This window comes from Streptomyces sp. NPDC026538 (assembly GCF_055567535.1).
On the sequence record NZ_JBVHQG010000002.1, the window covers coordinates 21639 to 40474 of the forward strand.

The following is an 18836-nucleotide window of genomic DNA, read 5'->3' on the forward strand; positions in this document are numbered from 1 at the left end:
GCAGCGGGTTGGGGAACGACGCGGCGAGATGACCATCGACGTGATCGGCGACGTGCCCGACGGCCCGCTGAACCTGCTGCTGATCCTGCACGTCTTCGAGGAGCCGGCCGCCCCGCCCACCGCGCAGACGAAGGGTCCCGGACAGACCAGCGACATCGAGGCCCGCATCCTCGCCCTGGCGGCCGCAGGCTGCACGAGCACGCACATCGCCACGGAGGTCGGCTTGACCGCCGACGGGGTCAATTACCACCTCGCGCGCCTGTCCCGGCGCTGGGGAGTCAAGAACAGAACGGCTCTGGTAGCACGCGCTTACGTCAACGGGGTCCTCTCACCGCAGGCATGGCCACCCGCGCCCGCTGCAGCCGAACCTGCCCGGGGACTGGCGGATCCGCCGCGGTGAAGGGGTTCGGCGGACAGCCGGCGGGCAGCCGGGAATGTCGCGTCGCGATCCCGGATCGCGGCTCCAACTCACCTGCTCTGCAGTGAAAATGGCGGTGGCTCCGCTCTTCACGGCGGACCCACCACCGTCCGAACTGCCATGAGTGGTGCGGGAGCCGGCTGGGCGTCGGCTTGCCGTGACTGCACCGGGTCACCGGGCACCGGCCGGTCACTTTCCGGCGAGCCGTGCGGTCAGGCGGGACAGCAGGGCAACGCAGTCGCGTAGTTGCTGTTGCTCTTCGGGGCTGAACGTGTCGCGGATGGCAGCGTTGAGGGCGCGGGCTCGCTGCGAACGTTCGCACTGCAGGCGGGCGCGGCCGGCGTCGGTGATGTGCAAGAGGAGTTTGCGGCCGTCGCTGGGGTGGGGCTCGGTGTGCACCAGGCCGTCGCTGATGAGTTCTTTCACGGACTTGGCGGCCGACTGGTGCGTCACGCCGCGTCGGTGGGCGAGGTCGGCCGTGGTCAGCGGGCCGCTTCGGTCGAGAAAGCCGAGGGCGGCCGCCTCCCCGGGAGGCATGGTGTCCACAACGCGCACCGCTCGGACCAGCTCCCCGACCGCCTGCCGCAGTTCCTCGGCCAGCACATCCTCGTCCACGCGTGCATCCTACTCGATTCCATGGAACACGGGTGTACAGTTCGATTGTGCAGTCAAGTTACATAGTTTCCTGAGTAGAACCTGAGTAGAAGGGTGCTGGTAGTGCAGCTCACCAAGTTTGGGCACGCTTGTGTCCGCGTCGAGAAGAACGGTCGCCACCTGGTTGTGGACCCGGGTGGCCTGACCGAGCCGCAGGCATTGGACGGCGCCGACGCCGTCTTGGTCACGCATGAGCACTTCGACCACTTCTCGGAGGAGATGCTGCGCAGGGCTGCTCAGCACAACCCGGCCCTGCACATCTGGACCAACTCCTCTGTCACCAAGCAGCTGGACGGCCTCGGCGCCCGGGTCACCGCCGTCGGAGAAGGCGAGACGTTCACCGCGGCCGGCTTCGATGTGAAGGTCCACGGCACCTGGCATGCGGTCATCCACCCCGACATCCCGCGCATCGCCAACATCGGCTTCCTCATCGACGACGTCCTCTTCCACCCTGGAGACGCCCTGACCGTCCCCGACGCCACCGTCGGCACGCTGCTGCTGCCGGTGCACGCCCCCTGGTCCACCGTCGGCCACCTGATCGACTACGTCCGCGAGGTCGCCCCGCACGACGCCTACGCCATTCACGACGGCGCCCTCAACGACATCGGCACCGCGATGGTCGGTGGCTTCCTGGGCGACCACGGCCCCGGTGTCGCAGCGCGCTACCACCGCCTGCCCTCAGGCGCGACCGCCCAGATCGGCTGAGGCCCCCGCATCCGGAGGCGTAACCGCCACTCCTTGCAAGCGTGTCAGGCGGCTTCGCGGGGAAGCCGCGCACAGGTCCCCCCAGTGATCACAGAGCGTCGTAACTCCATGATCACCAGGACCTGTGCCCGTTCCGTTCTGTTGCCGGGGTCCCCCACCACGCCTGTCTGCGCGACCTCCAAAGGAAAGTAGCCCTGCACGCGGATGCCGACATGAGGCCGAATGCGGAATGTCGGATGGTTGGTTGATGGACGAATGGCCAAGTGCGTGGCCAAAGCATGTTCCTCTGCTGTGCGATGGAGAGGCACCGACGCAGGGCGTAGCGTTGCGATAGGTAAGAGGCAATGGTTTCCCGGACCAGTCCTCGGGCGACGGAGGGATACGGGTCATGTCTGACACCGCTACCGCCCCAGTGGAGAGCGCAGGCCGAGTGGGTAGGCGCCAAGGCAGGGTCAGCGAGCTGACCACCATTTTGCCTCTCAAACCCGGCGGTGCCGAACGGCTGCGCGCCAAGCTCGCCGACCCGCGGGCCTACGGGGCCGCGGAGCGCGTCGGCACCGTACACGACATGCGCTACGTCATCTTCGACAACGACACCAAGTTGCTCTTCTGCACCGCCTACGACGGTGACTGGGACCCCTACATCAACGACTTCGCCACGCTCGTTCCCGAGATGCTGGACTTTGTCTTCGAAGAAGTCGAGGGGTGGCCGGGGCTTCGCGACAATCCCAAGCAAACCGCGGATTTCATCGCCGAGCACCAGGTGACGGCCGACGGCTGGTACTGCGCCTATCCGGACGCCACCGTGAAGGATGTGCGCCGGGGACAGCGGATCGCCAAAGCTTTCGACAAACTTCTCGACGAGGCACAGGGCTGAGAAAAACACCGCCCGTCCAGCTGAAGGAACTGCGCCGCGTCCCGGCCATCTCTTGAGTGGTGCTGCGCCGCTTCCATCCCGCATGGGGCTGCCGGGGGTCCCGGCGAGGTCGGGCGCGGCCGGTCCGGGTTCTGACCTGGCAAGAGCCGGACGTAGAAGGGACGGTTGAACAATGGCGACGAAGTTCGTCAGGTATACACCGGACGTCGAAACCGATGACCCGCAGTTTGACAAGAATCTGCAGATCGCCATGCGGGATTCCGGGCGGTTCGTCGCCGACTCGGTAACAGCCGAAGGCACCGGTCAGGCTGTCCGCTCCGCGCATGCCAAGGGCTACGCCCTGGTCAGGGCCGAGGTGGACATCCTGGACCAGCTCCCGGCCGAGTATGCGCAGGGCATCTATGCCACGCCGGGACGCCACGACGCACTCATTCGCTTCTCCAACGGCTCGGGCCATCTCGGGACCGATGCCCGGCTCGGCGGCGTGGCCGGACTGGCGCTGAAGCTCTTCGACATCGACGGTCCCACCCTGCTGGAGGACGAGCCCGACACGCGCACCTTCGACTACGCCAACATCAACGCGCCGATCTTCTTCTGCAACACCGCCGAGCACTACACGTTCATCCAGGAACTGGTCGCTGACGCGCCGACCTATCTGGCCAAGGGCAAGCCCGGCTTCCATCAGTTCCTCCACGACTTCGTCACGGGGAAGGGAGCCCTGCCTCCGGAGCAGTGGGCCTGGGAGGAGCTCCGGGCTTTCCTCTCCGTCTCACAGCGGCCGCTGGTGAACCTGTTGCTGTCGACCTACTGGACGATGGGCTCGGTCCGGCACGGCGACTACATCGCCAAGGTGCGCATGGCGCCCGTCCCCGCCTTCGCCGACAAGGTGACTCAGCGAAGTGTCGATCCGGCATCGGCACCGGAGGTCTTCCGGCCGGCTCTGGTGGCAGAACTGCGTGAGCGTCCCTACGAGTTCGATATCCAGGTCCAGCTCTGTGTCGACCTGGAGCAAATGCCGGTGGAGGACGTCACCGTGGAGTGGCCCGAGGAACTCTCCCCGTCCGTCACGGTGGCAAAGCTCCGGATTCCGCAGCAGGACATCTCCGGCGAGGACAACCTCAGGAAGCTGGACGCTCTTTCCTTGAATCCGTGGCGGGTGACGGCGGAACACCGTCCCCTCGGCAACATCATGCGGGTCCGCAAAGAGGTGTACCGGAATTCCTCCATTCTGCGACACAAGCTCAACAACCAGGAGCGCAAAGAACCCCGCAGCGCCGACGACGTGCTTCCGTTGCCGTAGAGACCTGACCGCCAGGACGTGAACGGCGTGTCTGTTTCCGCAATGGGCCGACGTGGCATGGCAAGAGCGAGAAGGAGTGACGTGGCGACGACGGGGACGACGCACCAGGAACAGGTACTGGAGCTGGCGGACATCCAGGGCACGGTGCTGCGGCAACGGCCCTCGCCCTACACCGGCGCCTACTTCTTGCTCCGCGTCGACGACCCGGCGGACGGCCGCCGGATGCTGCGGCGTCTGGCACCCGATGTGGCCACGGCGGTCGACTGGTGGGATCCGCCGGAGCGGGCCTGGCTGAACGTGGCCCTGAGCCATTCCGGACTGCGCGCCCTGGGCGTTCCACAGGAGTCGCTGGACAGCTTCCCGGCGGAGTTCCGCGCGGGGATGGCCGCCCGTGCCAAGACCCTCGGTGATGTCGGTGAGAGCAGCCCCGAGCACTGGGAGCCTCCCCTGGGCGACACGGACGTGCACGTGGCGCTGGCCCTGTTCGCCCCGGATGACGCCACGCTGCAGTCCGTGCTGGACATCGCCCACCAGGCTCACCACGATCTGCCGGGCGTGTCGGTGATCTACCGGATCGACACGCCGCAACTGCCCACCGGGCGTACTCATCTGGGGTTCGTCGACGGTATCGGCGAACCCGACATCGAGGGCAGCGGCGTAGCCGACATCTTCCAGACGAGCCCCGACCACTACGGCTACCTGCCCGGCTTCGGCGACGCCATCAAGGCCGGCGAGTTCCTGATGGGTTACGTCAACCAGCTGGGCGAGCCCGCGCCCATGCCGCAACCGAACGTCCTCGGCCGCAACGGCACCTACGTGGCCTTCCGTAAACTGCACACCCGGGTCGCCGCCTTCCGCCAGTACCTGAACGCCAACGCCTCCTCGCCGGAGGAGGAAGAGTTGCTGGCGGCGAAGATGGTCGGCCGCTGGCGCAGCGGAGCGCCCCTCATGCTCGCCCCCGAGCACGACGACCCCACTCTCGCCGCCGATCCTCAGCGAGTCAACGACTTCGCCTACCACGAGCAGGATCCGCGCGGCCTGTGCTGCCCCCTCGGCGCCCACATCCGGCGCGCCTACCCGCGCGACTCCCTGGTGGAGGGGCTCGTCGACCCGACCATCCACCGCGCCCTGCGCCGAGCCGCCACCTACGGCCTCCCGCTCCCCGAAGGGGAACGGGAGGACGACGGCGCCGACCGCGGCATCGTGTTCATCTTCATGGGAACCGACCTCGGCCGGCAGTTCGAGTTCATCAAGTCCCAGTGGATCAACGACGGCGATTTCACCGGCCTCGACACCGAAAAGGATCCGCTGGTGGGAGCCAACGACGGCACCGGTGTGTTCACCATCCCGGAGCGCCCCATCCGTCGACGGCTGCAGCAGCTGCCCCGCTTCGTGATCACCAAGGGCGGAGAGTACTTGTTCATGCCCGGAATCCGGGCCCTGAACTGGTTGGCCGAACTCGGCGCCTGAGCGACATGGCGAGTGAGTCCGGTCCGAGCCGATGTCGCGGGAAGGGATGACGACCATGGTCGAGCACCGCACCGTCACTGTCGGGGAGGTTCGGCCGCACATTGTGGGGGAGGGTGAAGGGCCCCTGGCTCTTGCTCCCGCCTTCCCGAGTGCTGGTACAACCGGCGTCACCGGTTCACACCCTCGGCCCCGGCCGGATACCACGTCGCCGCCCCTGACCAGCCGGTTAGGGCCGCAGTGACCGCCCCGCCGCAGTCGAGGAATACACCACCCTGCACATCGTCGGCGACATCATCGGCCTGATCCACGCACTCGGCACACAGCAGGCCATGGTCATCGACCACGACCTGGGCAGCGGGGTCGCCTGGTCCACCGCACTGATGCGGCCCGACGCCATCCCGGGGGTCGTCGGCCTCAGCGTCCCGCCGCCGTAGGGCGGTCCGGTCCCTCCCTCCACCGCAGGCTATGCGCGAGCGCTTCGGAGGCCAGTTCTACTGGAACTACCTCCAGGCTCCCGGCGTCGCGGACACCGAGCTCGCGCAGGACCCGCACCCCCCTTCCGCCGCGTGATGTAGGGGCTCTCCGGCGACGCGACACACAGTGACCCGCCCGCCAAGCCGCTCGTCCCACCACGTGCGGGATTCCTGGACGCTTCGAGGACCCTGAGGAACTTCCCGCCTCGCTCACCGAAGCCGACATCGACCCTCTCGCGACGGAGTACGCCGAAGCCGGCTCACCAGCGCTCTCCACTGCTACCGCAACTTCGAGCGCAACTGGCAGCTGACCGCCCCATGGGAGGGAGCCCAGTACGAGATGCCCGGCCGCTACCCAACCGGCGATCGTGACCTCGTCCACGCCTTCCTGGGGATGGATCAACTGATTCCCGTCCTGCCCAATGACGCAGTGCGTCCGGCGTCTGTGGAGCAGGGGAGGGCGGCTTTCGCGGCATCCTCTTCAGGAGTTCGATCAGCCTGCCCTGACAGCTTGAACCACCAGGTCGGGTTGCCGGGGGACCACCACGCGCTTGAACTGGTGGAGGGGTGCACTGCGCAGATCGGGAGGTGCACGACCCGGGGATGCGAGCGGGAGGTGTTTTCAGTGCCCGACCGCGACGTGCTCATGACCATCGCTGAGGACGGACGGGTGATCGATTGGCAGCGTCTCGCTGAGGAGCTGTTCGGATGGTCCACCGAGGAGGCCGTTGGCCAGTCCGTCCTCGCGCTGATGCGTGAGATCAACGCGGGTGACGGAGGGCGCCGAGGCCGCCTCTCTGACGGAGCCCCGGTACTGGTCACGCCCGAGCTGCGCGGCACTTCCGTTGTCTGGCAGGTACGTGCTGCAGCGGACGCCGTTTCCCAGCAGGACGTGGCGGTCTTGAAGGCCATGTTCACCCAGTCCTCGGTGGGACTGCACGTCCTGGACAACCAACTCCGCGTGGTCCGCATGAACACCGGCACCCGTTGGCTGCGCGACACGCCAGTGGCAGACCTGCTCGGCAAGCGGTTCACCGAGGCGTTCGAACTCGAAGACCCTGACGAAACGCTCGCGGTGGCTCGCAGGGTCTTGGAGAGCGGAGTGCCGGTACTGAACCTGCTCGTCCGGGCCGGCGAGGCGCCTGGCCTGCACAGACGCCGCATCTACTCCGTCTCCTTCGCCCGCTTGGAGAGCGGCCGCGGGGACGTGCTCGGTCTGGTGGCGTCCGCAGTCGACGTCACGGAGCGTGAGAACGCGCTGAAACGCCTGGCCCTCCTGGACGCGGTCCGGGCGCGGGTGGGGCGGCGGCTGGACGTGCTGGCTGTGTGCCGAGAACTGGTGGACGCAGTAGTGCCTGCCTTCACCGGCATCGCCGTGGTCGAAGTCATCGACGACGTCGTCCGCGGTGAGGACCCTCCACCGGTCCCCGTCCACCAGGACGTTCCCCTACGCCGAACAGCCTTCCGGGGACGGATCTCGGCATACCCGGTGGGAGACGTGCGCCCGCTGCCGTCCGGCACCCCCTACTCGCGAGTACTGTCCGACCTCCGCCCGCGGCTCGTCCCGATCGACGCCGACAGCGCGTGGCTCGCCGCCGACCCAGCCCGAGCGGACTCCATCAGGCGGTCCGATGTCCACTCTCTGATCGTGGCACCGCTGGCATTGCGCGGTCATGCCCTGGGCGCAGTCAGCTTCTACCGCCACCAACAAGAAGATCCCTTCGAGGAGGAGGACCTTCAGCTCGCGTCCGACGTATGCGCGCACGCCGCTCTCTGCATCGACAACGCCCGCCGGTACACCCGCGAGCGGACCATCGCAGCGACTCTCCAGCGCAGGCTTCTGCCCCAGCATCCAGCCACGCCAAGCTCCGTGGAGGTCTGCCAACTGCACTTTCCCGGTCCGGAGGGTGGCGGCGTATGGTTCGACGCGATCGCGCTGCCCGGCGCACGGACCGCGCTGGTCGTCGGCGACGTCGCCGGACGAGGCGTCGCCGCGGCGGCCACCATGGGACAGCTTCGGACGGCCCTCCACTCACTGGCCCCGCTGGACCTGGGGCCCGACGAGCTACTGGCCCGGTTGAGCGACACCGCGATCCGTCTCGCAGCCGAACGTGCCGCACTGCCCCCTGGGGATCCCCTGCACCATGAGCCGCTCACTGCCAGCTGCGCCATCGCGATCTACGACCCGGTCACTCTCACGTGCACCCTCGCCCGTGCCGGTCTCCCGGAGCCAGTCGTTCTCTTCCCCGACGGCAGTTCATCCACCGTGGCCGTGCCTCCGGGCCCCCTGCTCGCCGGAGCGGGCAGCGCCCCGTTTCCCGCGACCACGGTCGGCCTCCCCGAAGGCACCACCATGGCCATGGCCACGGCCCCACTCGCAGACAAGCTCCTGGCTGGTCCACTGCGCCCGCTCCTGGACCGCGGCAGCCAGCGGAGTCTTCCCGAGCTGCGCGACGACATCACGCATGCGCTCACCCACGGCCACCCGCCCGACGAGACACTGATGCTGCTCGCCCGTACGAAAGCGCTGCCCTCGGATCAGGTACTGGCCCTCTCCCTGCCGCCGGGTCCCGAGGCCGCCCCGATCGCCCGTGCGGCTGCCCGGTGCCAACTGGATGCCTGGGGTGTGGACGAGGAGATTACGTTCACCAATGAGCTCATCGTCAGCGAACTCGTAGGCAACGCGGTCCGCTACGGCGCCCCGCCCCTGCAACTACGCCTGATCCTTGACGAGATGCTGACCAGCGAGGTCAGCGACGCCTCGACCTGCGCTCCACACGTGAAACACGCCCGCACCATCGACGAGACAGGCCGAGGACTGTTCATCGTCGCCACCCTCGCGGACCAGTGGGGTACCCGTTATCGGGATCAGGGAAAGACCGTCTGGGCAGAGCAGCCAAAAGGGAGGACGCCCGAGGAGGCACTGTCCTGACATGATCAGGTGATTCGCAAGATCCTGGACCAATGGCAGGTCGTCGTCCTGACGGGAGTAGACGGCACCGGCCGCTTCAGCACCGCCCTGGACGTACTGTGCCGTCGCGTTGGCGACACCATCCGCCAAGTGCGCAGGGAACCGGATGCGCCGTTCGACATGGCAGGACTCCAAGAGCCCCGTACCGGATGGATCCCGGACCTGCGCTTGGAACAGCCCCCAGTCGGCTTCGGCCGCGCACTGATCGAGGACGCAGACAAGCTGCCAGAGGGATCCTGTCTCGTCGTCTCCCGGTCGCCACTCGCCTCGACAAGGCGGCCTGGGGGACCGAATGACCGGTGCCTCGCGGAGGCCTGTGGCCGAGCGCCCCACCTTGCCCGTACGCGGCAGGTCGGGCGCTCAGCCCGTCCGCCAGGCCGGTGCGGAACGCGCCTCGTGTGACGCCACGGCTGCGCCGGTTTCTACGGGCCCGGACACTGCGAGGCTTCCTGGCCCATCGACATTGGTCGAAGCGATGTCGGCCGTTACGGCCGGCGGCTGGGTAAGCCGCCCCCAATCGGGGCATCGCGGTATCCCGCGGCGGCCGGCCTGCTGAGACAACTGACCGGTGCAGGTTCGGGATGGCCGCAGGCCCGTACAAGCAGGCGTCGTCGGGCGCATCGACCCAACTCTCGAGTTGCGCAGACCTACCACGCGTGATGCGTTGGTAGCGACCCTTTGCTCCATCAGGGAATGCATCTGCACAGCATCGACGTGGCCTTCTCCCGCGTGCAGGTCGCCGCATCGTCCCCGCCGAACCTTCAAGGGTGCAAAGAGAGGGCTTCTTGAAGAGAGGCCTCTTGTGGACACCGAGAACGAGCTCCCCAGTGCGCTGTCGGGCATTCGGGTGCTAGACCTGTCGACCGTGGTCATGGGGCCCTACGCCGCGCAGATCCTGGGCGACCTCGGGGCAGATGTGATCAAGGTCGAAGCCCCGAGCGGCGACGTGTCCCGGTCGTCCTTCCCGCAGTTGCACCCGGGCATGTCCGCTCTGGCACTCCACGTCAACCGCAACAAACGCAGTCTCGGCCTGAACCTGAAGATGCCGGAGGGCCGCGAAGCATTCCTCAAGCTGGTCGAGACCGCCGATGTGGTGGTGACGAATATGCGCCCCGGCGCCCTGCAGCGGCTGCGGCTGGAGCATCCGGTCCTGGCCGAGCACAACCCTCGTCTGGTGTACTGCCATGCGCAGGGGTTCCGGAGCGATTCACGATTCGCCGACCGAGCCGCCTACGACGAGGTCGTCCAGGCGGCGTCCGGGATGGTCTACCTGATGCAGCGCCTCACCGGCACCCCGTACTACGTACCCACCATCCTGGCCGACAAGCTCTGCGCGCTGACCATCGTGTACTCGGTGCTGGCCGCGCTGGCGCACCGCCTGCGCACCGGCGAGGGGCAGCACGTGGAGGTGCCGATGACCGACACCCTGCTGACCTTCAACCTGCTCGAGCACCTCGTGGGGAACACCTTCCTACCGGCGGCCGGACCCATGGGTTACTCCCGGACCATCACACCCATGCACCGTGCCTCCGCCACCAGCGACGGCTGGGCGTGCATCATGCCCTACACGCCGAAGAACATCAGGGACTTCTTCCACGCGGCTGGCAGACCAGAACTGGCGGAGGACGAGAGATTCGCCTCCACCCGCAGCCTCGCTCAGCACGCTGCCGAGCTGTACGAACTTATCGAGGAACTGGCCGGGGAGAAGACCACAGCGGAATGGGAGCAGCTGTGCGTCGCGTACAGCATTCCCTTCGCGCCGGTGCTCACGGCCGCGGAGGTCACGCAGGACCCCTACATCACGGAGGGCGGACTGCTGACGGTGGAGGAGCACCCTACCGAGGGCCCCCACCGGGTGATCCAGCCACCGGTACGGTTCTCCGCCTCCCCCTCCCGAGTACGCCGCCACTGCCCCACCATTGGCCAGCACACCACTGAAGTCCTCACCGAACTGGGCTACAGCGAAGACGAGATCGCACGGCTCATCGCCGAAGGAGCAGCGGGCGGCTCGGCACAAGCGGCCAGCCCCTGACCCGAGCGTCCCAGACGGAAGGCAACAGCATCCGACCCGAACCTGGTGTACGCGAGGCCAGAGAAGGCGTCCTGACATTGGAGATCAACCGACCGGAACAGCGAAACGCGGTCAACCGGCAAGCCGGGGAGGGAATCGCCACCCTGGACGAACGGCACTCCCCTGCGGACTGGAACACATCAGCTGCTTGAGCCCTTTCAACAGGGCTGCCCGAACGGCAAGGGCGGGTGTTACTCGCGTGCGCCGCGCCCTGCGTCGCAGCCGACCTTCACGACTACCAGTTCCGCCTGACCGTAGAACACGACTATCCGGTGCAGGGCTAAGGTTGACCACGTGGAATTGCTGCATTTGCGGTATTTCGTCGCGGTTGCCGAGGAGCTGAACTTCTCTGCCGCAGCTCGTCGGCTGCACATGGCGACCTCGCCGCTGAGCCGGCAGATCCGCAATCTGGAGCGCGAGCTCGGCCACCAGCTGTTCGATCGCGATACCCACCACGTCACCCTCACCCCGGCCGGCACAGCACTGGTGCCGCTGGCGCAGGAGATGCTGGAGCAGGCCAATTCCCTCCAGTGGCGGCTGAACGAGGCGGTCCGGCCTCGGCTCACCACCGTGTTCCTCGGCATGCCCGATGGGGTGCACCCCCTGCTGCGGGCCCGCGTCAACGCCCTCACCGAGCGTGTCCATGAGCGGTTCGAGCTCAAGCGCTGGCCCGGCAGCACCTCCGCGCTGGTCACTGCCGTGCACGAGGGCAAGCTGGCACTGACCCTGGCTCGGCTCCCGGTCAGCGACCCCGCCCTGGACCAGCTGCACGTGATGTCGGAGCAGCTGGGGGCGCTGATGCCGGCCGACCAGTTCGCCGGGCAGGACTCCGTCTCACTGACCGAGCTGACCGACCTGCCCTATGTGGAACCTCCGAAAGAATTGCGGCCCGCGTATTTCGACCTGCTGGACCGCGAATTGTGGGAGCACGGGATCAAGAAACGCATAAATCTGAGCGAAAGCGACACCGGATATCGCGGCGTCTACGAGGTAGTTTCCAGCGGAATGGGCTTCAGTATTTCGATATTCGACCCGGAAAGCCCAATGCGGGGCTACCAGGTGGAGGGCATCGCGGCACTTCCGTTCACGGATTTCCATCCCCATCTGGAAACCGCCCTGCTCTGGCGTCGCGACCGCGCCGAGGGCGGCGACCTGGGCGAACTGATCGACGCGGCCCGCGAGGTCTTCACCGACCGCCCCATCCACACCTGACCAAATCCTCGACAAATCCGCCTGGAAAACGGTGTGCCCCCTAGGGTCACACCGTTGTTGACCAAACAGCAATTCCACCCTCCGCCATTCTGCATTAGCGTCTGTGTTGAGCAATGGAGCAGCTCGAAAGGAGCGAAGAATGGCGAACGCAACTGCTGCTGGGCCGCTGGACGGGGTGCGCATCATCGACATGTCCACCGTGGTGATGGGCCCGTACGCGGCACAGATATTGGGTGACCTTGGCGCCGATGTGATCAAGATCGAGTCCCCCGGGGACACCATCAGGATGGGTCCGTACCGGACCACGCCGGGTATGACGTCGCTGCATCTGAACGTGAACCGCAACAAGCGCAGTGTGGCACTCAATCTGAAGGATCCGGCCGAGCATGAGCAGGCTCTGCGGTTGATCGACACCGCTGACGCGCTGATCACCAACATGCGCCCCCGTGCGCTGGCTCGCCTGGGCATGACCTATCAGGACGTCGCTGCTCGCAACCCTGGCTTGGTCTACGCGCAGGCGCAGGGTTTCCGCAGCGATTCGGACCGAGCCGGCATCGCGGCCTACGACGAGACGGTGCAGGCGGCTTCCGGGCTGGTCGACATCGCCGACCGCGTGCTGGGCACGCCGATGATCCTGCCGTCCATCCTCGCGGACAAGGTCGCCGGGCTGACCATCCTCTACAGCCTGCTGGCCGCTCTGGTGCATCGCGGCCGCAGCGGTCAAGGCCAGCACGTCGAGATCCCGATGACCGACACGATGATCGCGTTCAACCTGGTCGAGCACCTCGCCGGGCACGTGTATGAGCCGGCCGAGGGCCCCACCGGCTTCCCGCTGTCGATGCTCCCTGGCCACAGGGCACGCCGTACCAAGGACGGTCTGGCCTGCGTGATGCCCTACAGCGCGCAGAACTATCGCGACGTCTTCAACGCCGCCGGCCGCCCCGACCTGGCCGCCGACCCACGGGTGAACACCGAGAACTTCAACCTCATCGACAACGACCTGTACGACCTGGTCGACGAGTGCGCCCAAGCGCTCACCACGGAGGAGTGGGCCGAAGTGTGCGCCAAGCACAGCATCCCGATGGGACCGGTGCTGGAGCTGGAGCACGCGCACGAGGACGACTACGTCCGCGACGGCCACCTCCTCGACGCCGTCGAGCACCCCACCGAGGGCCTGATCCGCCAGATCGGCATCCCGGTCAGGTTCTCCGCCACGCCAGGTTCCATCCGCCGCCCGGCCCCCCTGCCGGGCCAGGACACCGCCGACGTCCTTGCCGAACTCGCCGGCTGAATCCAGGGAGGAGAACACAGCCATGAGCACCACCGAAGTACGCGCCGAGCGGGTCGGCTCGACGCTGCTGATCACGATCGACCGTCCCAAGGCCCGCAATGCCGTAAACGCGGCTGTGGCAGCCGGCCTGGCCGCCGCGCTGGACGAGCTGGAATCCGACCCCGCGCTTCGCGTCGGCGTCCTGACGGGGGCGGGGGGCACCTTCTGCGCCGGTATGGACCTCAAGGCTGCCCTGAAGGGCGAGTCGCCGGAGGTCGAGGGCCGAGGCTTCGGCGGACTGACCGAGGCCGAGCTGACCAAGCCACTGATCGCCGCCGTCGAGGGCTTCGCCATGGGCGGAGGGTTCGAACTGGCGCTGGGCTGCGACCTGATCGTCGCCGCCGGAGACGCGAAGTTCGGACTGCCCGAGGTCAAGCGCGGACTGATCGCCGCGGGGGGCGGCGTGATCCGGCTGCCCAAGCGGATCCCCTATCACCTGGCGATGGAGTTCCTGCTGACCGGCGACCCGGTCAGCGGTCGTCACGCCGCGGAGCTGGGCTTGGTCAACCGGGTCGCCCTCAGCGGTGAGGCCACCGCCGTCGCGCTGCAACTGGCCGAGCAGCTCGTGGCGAACGCTCCGCTCGCGCTTGCCGCGGTCAAGCAGCTCGCGCGAGCCGCGGACGGCCGCCCGGAGAGGGACGCGTTCGCCGCACAGCGCACGATCATGAACGGCCTGATGGCCTCGGCCGATGTCCACGAGGGCATGACCGCCTTCGCCGAGCGCCGCGCCCCGAAGTGGACGGGAAAGTAGAAATGAAGATCGAAGACGTTCGCCGTCTGGTGGACACCCCGCTGTCGAACCCGGCGTATGCGCCGGTGGTGGCCCGGTTCACCGACCGCGAATACCTCAACATCGTCTACCGCACCGACGCCGACGCGCTGCGCGCCGTCGTCCCCGAGCCCCTGCAGATCGACGCCCACGAGCCGCTGGTCCGGTTCGAGATCATGAAGATGAACGAGGTCACCGCCTACGGCCCCTACACCGAGGGCGGCCTGGTCATCCCGGTCACCTTCGAGGGCGAACGGGGCGAGTATCTGCACTCGATGTACCTCGACAACTTCCCGGCCACCGCGGCCGGACGCGAACTCAGCGCCTACCCGAAGGTCATCGGCGCGCCGAAGCTGTACGTCGACGGCCCCACGCTGGTCGGCACCATCGACTTCGGCACGCTGCGCGTCGCCACCGCCACCATGGGCTACAAGCACTACGAGCTCGACAAGCGTCAGGCTGAAGCGCAGATCACGACGCCGACCTTCATGCTCAAGATCATCCCCGGCTACGACGGCACCCCGCGCGTGCAAGAACTGGTCCGCACCCAGATCACCGACATCGTCGTCAAGGAGGCCTACACCGGACCCGCCCGGCTGCAACTGTTCCAGCACGCCCTCGCCCCCCTGGCCGATCTGCCCGTCCTCGAGGCCGTCTCCGCCAGCCACATCAACACCGACCTGACCCTCGCCGGGGCCAAGCCGGTCTTCGACTACCTGAAGGAAGGCGCGCGATGAGCCGGCCGTTCCGCACCGCCGCCGTGATCGGCGCAGGAACCATCGGCCTGTCCTGGACAGCCCTGTTCGCCGCCCACGGCATGACCGTCCGCGTCAGCGACCCGCGCCCGGACCTTGCCGAAGCCGTCGCCGACGCACTGGAGCAGTTCGCCCCGCACCTGACCGCCCAGGGCTTGGACGTGAGTGGCCTCGCTGCCCACGTCCACATCGCCGCGGGCGTCACCGAAGCGGTCCGCGACGCCGACATCGTCCAGGAGAACGGCCCGGAGAACGTCGAGTTCAAGAAGGACCTGTTCGCCACCCTGGTCCGCGAGGCGCCGAAACACGCGCTGCTGCTCAGCTCCTCCTCCGCGATCCCCGCCACCGCCTTCACCAAGGAGATCCAGGACGCGGACCGGATCCTCATCGGCCACCCCTTCAACCCGCCCCATCAGATCCCGCTCGTCGAGGTCGTACCGGGTGAGCGCACCAGCAAGGACGCCGTCCAGAAGGCCGTCGACTTCTACACCTTCCTCGACCGCACCCCCGTCGTCCTGCACAAGGAGATCCCTGGCTTCGTCGGCAACCGCCTGCAGCACGCGATCAGCCGCGAGGCCACCTACCTCGTCCAGCAGGGCGTGGTCAGCCCGCAGGACATCGACAAGGTCCTCACCAACTCCCTCGGCATCCGCTGGGCCACCGTCGGACTCTTCCTCGGACAGCACCTCGGCGGCGGCCCCGGCGGCTACCGGCACATCGTCACACACATCGGCAAGTCCATGAGCAAGTCGATCACCCTCGGCGAACCTTCCCAGGACCCCGAACTCGAGGAGCAGGCCATCAAGGCCGTCGAAAAGGCCTACGGCACCTCCCCGTCCACGGAGCTCGGCGAGCTGCGCGACCGCAAGCAACTCGCCGTCCTGTCCGCACTGCAACAGGCAAGCAAAACAGGCAAAGAGAGCACTTGAGACGGGAGCCGCTATGGCCCCGCCGGACAACAAGACCCGCACTCATAAGGATCACGCAATGTCTAACGACCTACTTCTCAACCCGCGCACCTACGACCCGAAGCACTTCGACCCGGAGACCCGTCGACTGCTGCGGGCCACGATCGACTGGTTCGAGAACCGCGGCAAGAACCAGCTGATGGACGACTACAACGATCATGTCTTTACGGCGGACTTCCTGGAGTTCGCAGCCAAGGAGGGGCTGTTCGCCACCTTCCTCACCCCGTCCTCCGACGCCGAGGGCGACGAGAACAAGCGCTGGGACACCGCCCGTAACGCCGCCCTCAACGAGATCCTCGGCTTCTACGGCCAGTCTTACTGGTACACCTGGCAGGTCACCATCCTCGGCCTCGGCCCGGTGTGGCAGAGCGCCAACGAGCAGGTGCGCGCCAAGACGGCGAAGCTGCTCTCCGAGGGGCATGTGGCGGCGTTCGGCCTGTCCGAGAAGACCCACGGCGCCGACATCTACCAGACGGACATGGTCCTCACCCCCGACGGCAAGGGCGGCTTCCGCGCCAACGGCTCCAAGTACTACATCGGCAACGGAAACGTCGCAGGCGTGGTCTCCGTCTTCGGCCGCCGCTCCGACATCGAGGGCCCCGAGGGCTATGTCTTCTTCACCGCCGACAGCCGTCACCCGAACTACCACCTGGTGAAGAACGTGGTGAGCGCGCAGCACTACGTCAGCGAGTTCCGTCTCGAGGACTACCCGGTGTCGGCCGAGATCATCATGCACACCGGTGAGGATGCCTTCTCCGCCGCCCTCAACACCGTCAACGTCGGCAAGTTCAACCTGTGCGCCGACGGTATCGGCATCTGCACGCACGCCATGTACGAGGCGGTCACCCACTCCCACAACCGCTACCTGTACGGCAAGCCGGTCACCAACTTCCCGCACGTGCGCCGGGAGTTCACCGACGCCTACGTCCGCCTGATCGGCATGAAGCTCTTCAGCGACCGCGCCGTCGACTACTTCCGCTCCGCCAACGCCGACGACCGCCGCTACCTGCTCTTCAACCCCATGACCAAGATGAAGGTCACCACCGAGGCCGAGAAGGTCATCGACCTGCTGTGGGACGTCATCGCGGCCAAGGGCTTCGAGAAGGACACCTACTTCGACAAGGCCGCCAAGGACATCCGCGGCCTGCCGAAGCTGGAGGGCACGGTTCACGTCAACCTCGCCCTGATCCAGAAGTTCATGTCGAACTACCTGTTCAACCCGGTCGAGTACGCGCCCGTGCCGACCCGCCTCGAGGCGGCGGACGACACCTTCCTCTTCCACCAGGGTCCGGCGCACGGCCTGGGCGCCATCCGCTTCGCCGACTGGCGCGCCCCCTACGACCGGTTCGCCAAGCTGCCCAACGTCGCCCGCTTCCGCGAGCAGGCCGACGCGCTGTGCGAGCTGCTCACCGACAACGCCCCCACCAAGGAGCAGCTGAAGGACCTCGACTTCTCGCTCTCTGTCACCCAGCTCTTCGCTCTGGTGGTCTACGGCCAGCTGATCCTGGAGCAGGCCGAGCTGACCGGCCTGGACACCGACGTGGTGGACGAGCTCTTCGACGTGCTGATCCGGGACTTCTCCGGCTTCGCCACCGACCTGTACGGCAAGGCGGCCGCCACCGACGCCCAGGTCGCCTGGGCCAAGGCCGCCGTCCGCCGCCCGGCCCCCGACGCGGAGCGCTACGCCCGCGTCTGGTCCCAGGTCGAGGCGCTGTCCGGCGCGTACGAGATGCAGCCGTAGCCCCTACCCGCCCAAGCCCGCTGCCTGACCGGCCCCGGACGGGTCAGGCAGCGCCGGGAAACTTCCCTAGTCGCCACGAGCCGCAACCGGCGGCTCGTAATTATGGATCAATCACTAACCTAGGAGTGGACAATGATACGGACAGCGTTCTGTGACGTCTTCGATGTCGAGTACCCCATCGTTCAGGGCGGAATGCAGTGGGTGGGCCGGGCTGAACTGGTCTCGGCGGTCGCCAACGCCGGCGGACTCGGTCTTCTCACGGCGCTGACCCAGCCCTCGCCCGAGGCCCTGGCCAAGGAGATCATCCGGTGCCGGGAGATGACCGACAAGAACTTCGGCGTCAACCTGACGATGCTGCCCACGATCAACCTGCCGCCGTACGCCGAGTACCGCGACGCGATCATCGAGTCCGGAGTCACGGTGGTGGAGACGGCAGGCTCCAGCCCCGCGGAGCACATGCCCGCGTTCAAGGCGGCCGGGGTGAAGGTACTGCACAAGTGCACCAGCGTCCGCCATGCCGTCAAGGCACAGGGACTGGGCGTGGACGGCATCTCCATCGACGGGTTCGAATGCGCCGGTCACCCGGGCGAGGACGACGTTCCCGGCCTGGTCCTGATCCCCGTGGCAGCTCGGGAGATCTCCGTCCCGATGATCGCGTCCGGCGGCTTCGCCGACGGCCGCGGCCTGGTCGCCGCGCTCGCACTGGGCGCCGACGGCATCAACATGGGCACACGGTTCCTCGCCACCGCCGAGGCACCGGTGCACGAGAAGGTCAAGAAGCAGATCGTCCGGTCGAGCGAGCGGGACACCGAACTGATCTTCCGGACCCTCGGCAACACCGCCCGGGTCGCCCGCAACGCGGTGAGCGTGGAAGTCGTGAAGAGGCTCAACGCCGGCGCCAAGTTCGAGGACGTGCGCGAACTGGTGGCCGGAGCCCGCGGCCGCAAGGTCTTCGAGGTCGGAGACCTCGATCTCGGAATCTGGACCGCAGGCCTGTCGCAGAGCCTCATCCATGACGTCCCCACCGTGGAGGAGCTGATCCAGCGGATCGTCACCGAAGCCGAGCAGCTCATCACCGACCGGCTCCCCAGCGTCGTCCGCTGACCCCCCCCACCGGAACCC

At 67.2% G+C, this 18836-nt stretch carries 15 protein-coding genes; 14 read left to right on the forward strand and 1 reads right to left on the reverse strand.

The genetic code is table 11. The features are described from left to right. The first annotated feature begins 28 nt into the window (after nt 1-28). Nucleotides 29-400 (forward strand): helix-turn-helix domain-containing protein, encoded by a 372-nt coding sequence (locus ACZ4N4_RS07050; protein WP_467585406.1) that lies wholly within the window; start codon nt 29-31, stop codon nt 398-400. 207 nt (nt 401-607) lie between these two features. Here the strand turns inward: ACZ4N4_RS07050 and ACZ4N4_RS07055 are convergent, their stop codons facing one another. Beyond that, nucleotides 608-1033 (reverse strand): MarR family winged helix-turn-helix transcriptional regulator, encoded by a 426-nt coding sequence (locus ACZ4N4_RS07055; RefSeq protein WP_467585409.1) that lies wholly within the window; start codon nt 1031-1033, stop codon nt 608-610. Between the two features lie 102 nt (nt 1034-1135). On the opposite strand from ACZ4N4_RS07055, the gene ACZ4N4_RS07060 reads away from it, so the two are divergent. The 13 genes from ACZ4N4_RS07060 (at nt 1136) to ACZ4N4_RS07120 (ending at nt 18818) form a co-directional block, all read left to right on the forward strand. Further along, a complete protein-coding gene (locus tag ACZ4N4_RS07060) occupies nt 1136-1777 on the forward strand; it encodes an MBL fold metallo-hydrolase (RefSeq protein ID WP_467585412.1) in 642 nt (213 codons plus the stop codon). Nucleotides 1778-2165: 388 nt separating this feature from the next. Then, entirely contained in the window at nt 2166-2654 is a 489-nt protein-coding gene (locus tag ACZ4N4_RS07065) for a hypothetical protein (protein WP_402047735.1), read from the forward strand. 172 nt (nt 2655-2826) lie between these two features. Further along, entirely contained in the window at nt 2827-3954 is a 1128-nt protein-coding gene (locus ACZ4N4_RS07070) for a catalase family protein (protein WP_467585415.1), read from the forward strand. Nucleotides 3955-4035: 81 nt separating this feature from the next. Then, a complete protein-coding gene (locus tag ACZ4N4_RS07075; RefSeq protein WP_467585418.1) occupies nt 4036-5424 on the forward strand; it encodes a Dyp-type peroxidase in 1389 nt (462 codons plus the stop codon). 813 nt (nt 5425-6237) lie between these two features. Continuing rightward, nucleotides 6238-8829: a SpoIIE family protein phosphatase gene (locus ACZ4N4_RS07080; RefSeq protein WP_467585421.1), complete on the forward strand. Its 2592-nt coding sequence runs from the start codon at nt 6238-6240 to the stop codon at nt 8827-8829. A gap of 841 nt (nt 8830-9670) precedes the next feature. After that, the gene (locus tag ACZ4N4_RS07085; RefSeq protein WP_467585424.1) at nt 9671-10900 is read left to right on the forward strand and encodes a CaiB/BaiF CoA transferase family protein; all 1230 of its coding nucleotides are present in this window, start codon (nt 9671-9673) and stop codon (nt 10898-10900) included. Between the two features lie 333 nt (nt 10901-11233). Continuing rightward, nucleotides 11234-12151, forward strand: a complete 918-nt coding sequence (locus ACZ4N4_RS07090; RefSeq protein ID WP_467585426.1) for a LysR family transcriptional regulator — start codon at nt 11234-11236, stop codon at nt 12149-12151. A gap of 139 nt (nt 12152-12290) precedes the next feature. Next, nucleotides 12291-13442, forward strand: coding sequence for a CaiB/BaiF CoA transferase family protein (locus ACZ4N4_RS07095; protein WP_467585429.1), 1152 nt, complete (start codon nt 12291-12293; stop codon nt 13440-13442). A 22-nt stretch (nt 13443-13464) separates the two neighbouring features. Next, a complete protein-coding gene (locus tag ACZ4N4_RS07100; protein ID WP_467585432.1) occupies nt 13465-14232 on the forward strand; it encodes a crotonase/enoyl-CoA hydratase family protein in 768 nt (255 codons plus the stop codon). 2 nt (nt 14233-14234) lie between these two features. After that, nucleotides 14235-14987, forward strand: coding sequence for an acetoacetate decarboxylase (locus ACZ4N4_RS07105; protein WP_467585435.1), 753 nt, complete (start codon nt 14235-14237; stop codon nt 14985-14987). After that, on the forward strand, nt 14984-15934 hold the full coding sequence (locus tag ACZ4N4_RS07110) for a 3-hydroxyacyl-CoA dehydrogenase NAD-binding domain-containing protein (RefSeq protein WP_467585438.1): 951 nt from the start codon (nt 14984-14986) through the stop codon (nt 15932-15934). Before ACZ4N4_RS07105 ends, ACZ4N4_RS07110 begins: the two co-directional genes overlap by 4 nt. Nucleotides 15935-15992: 58 nt before the next feature. Continuing rightward, on the forward strand, nt 15993-17714 hold the full coding sequence (locus tag ACZ4N4_RS07115; protein WP_467585441.1) for an acyl-CoA dehydrogenase family protein: 1722 nt from the start codon (nt 15993-15995) through the stop codon (nt 17712-17714). Between the two features lie 132 nt (nt 17715-17846). Then, complete coding sequence (locus ACZ4N4_RS07120) at nt 17847-18818, forward strand: NAD(P)H-dependent flavin oxidoreductase (RefSeq protein ID WP_467585444.1); 972 nt, start codon at nt 17847-17849, stop codon at nt 18816-18818. The last annotated feature ends 18 nt before the right edge of the window (nt 18819-18836 follow it).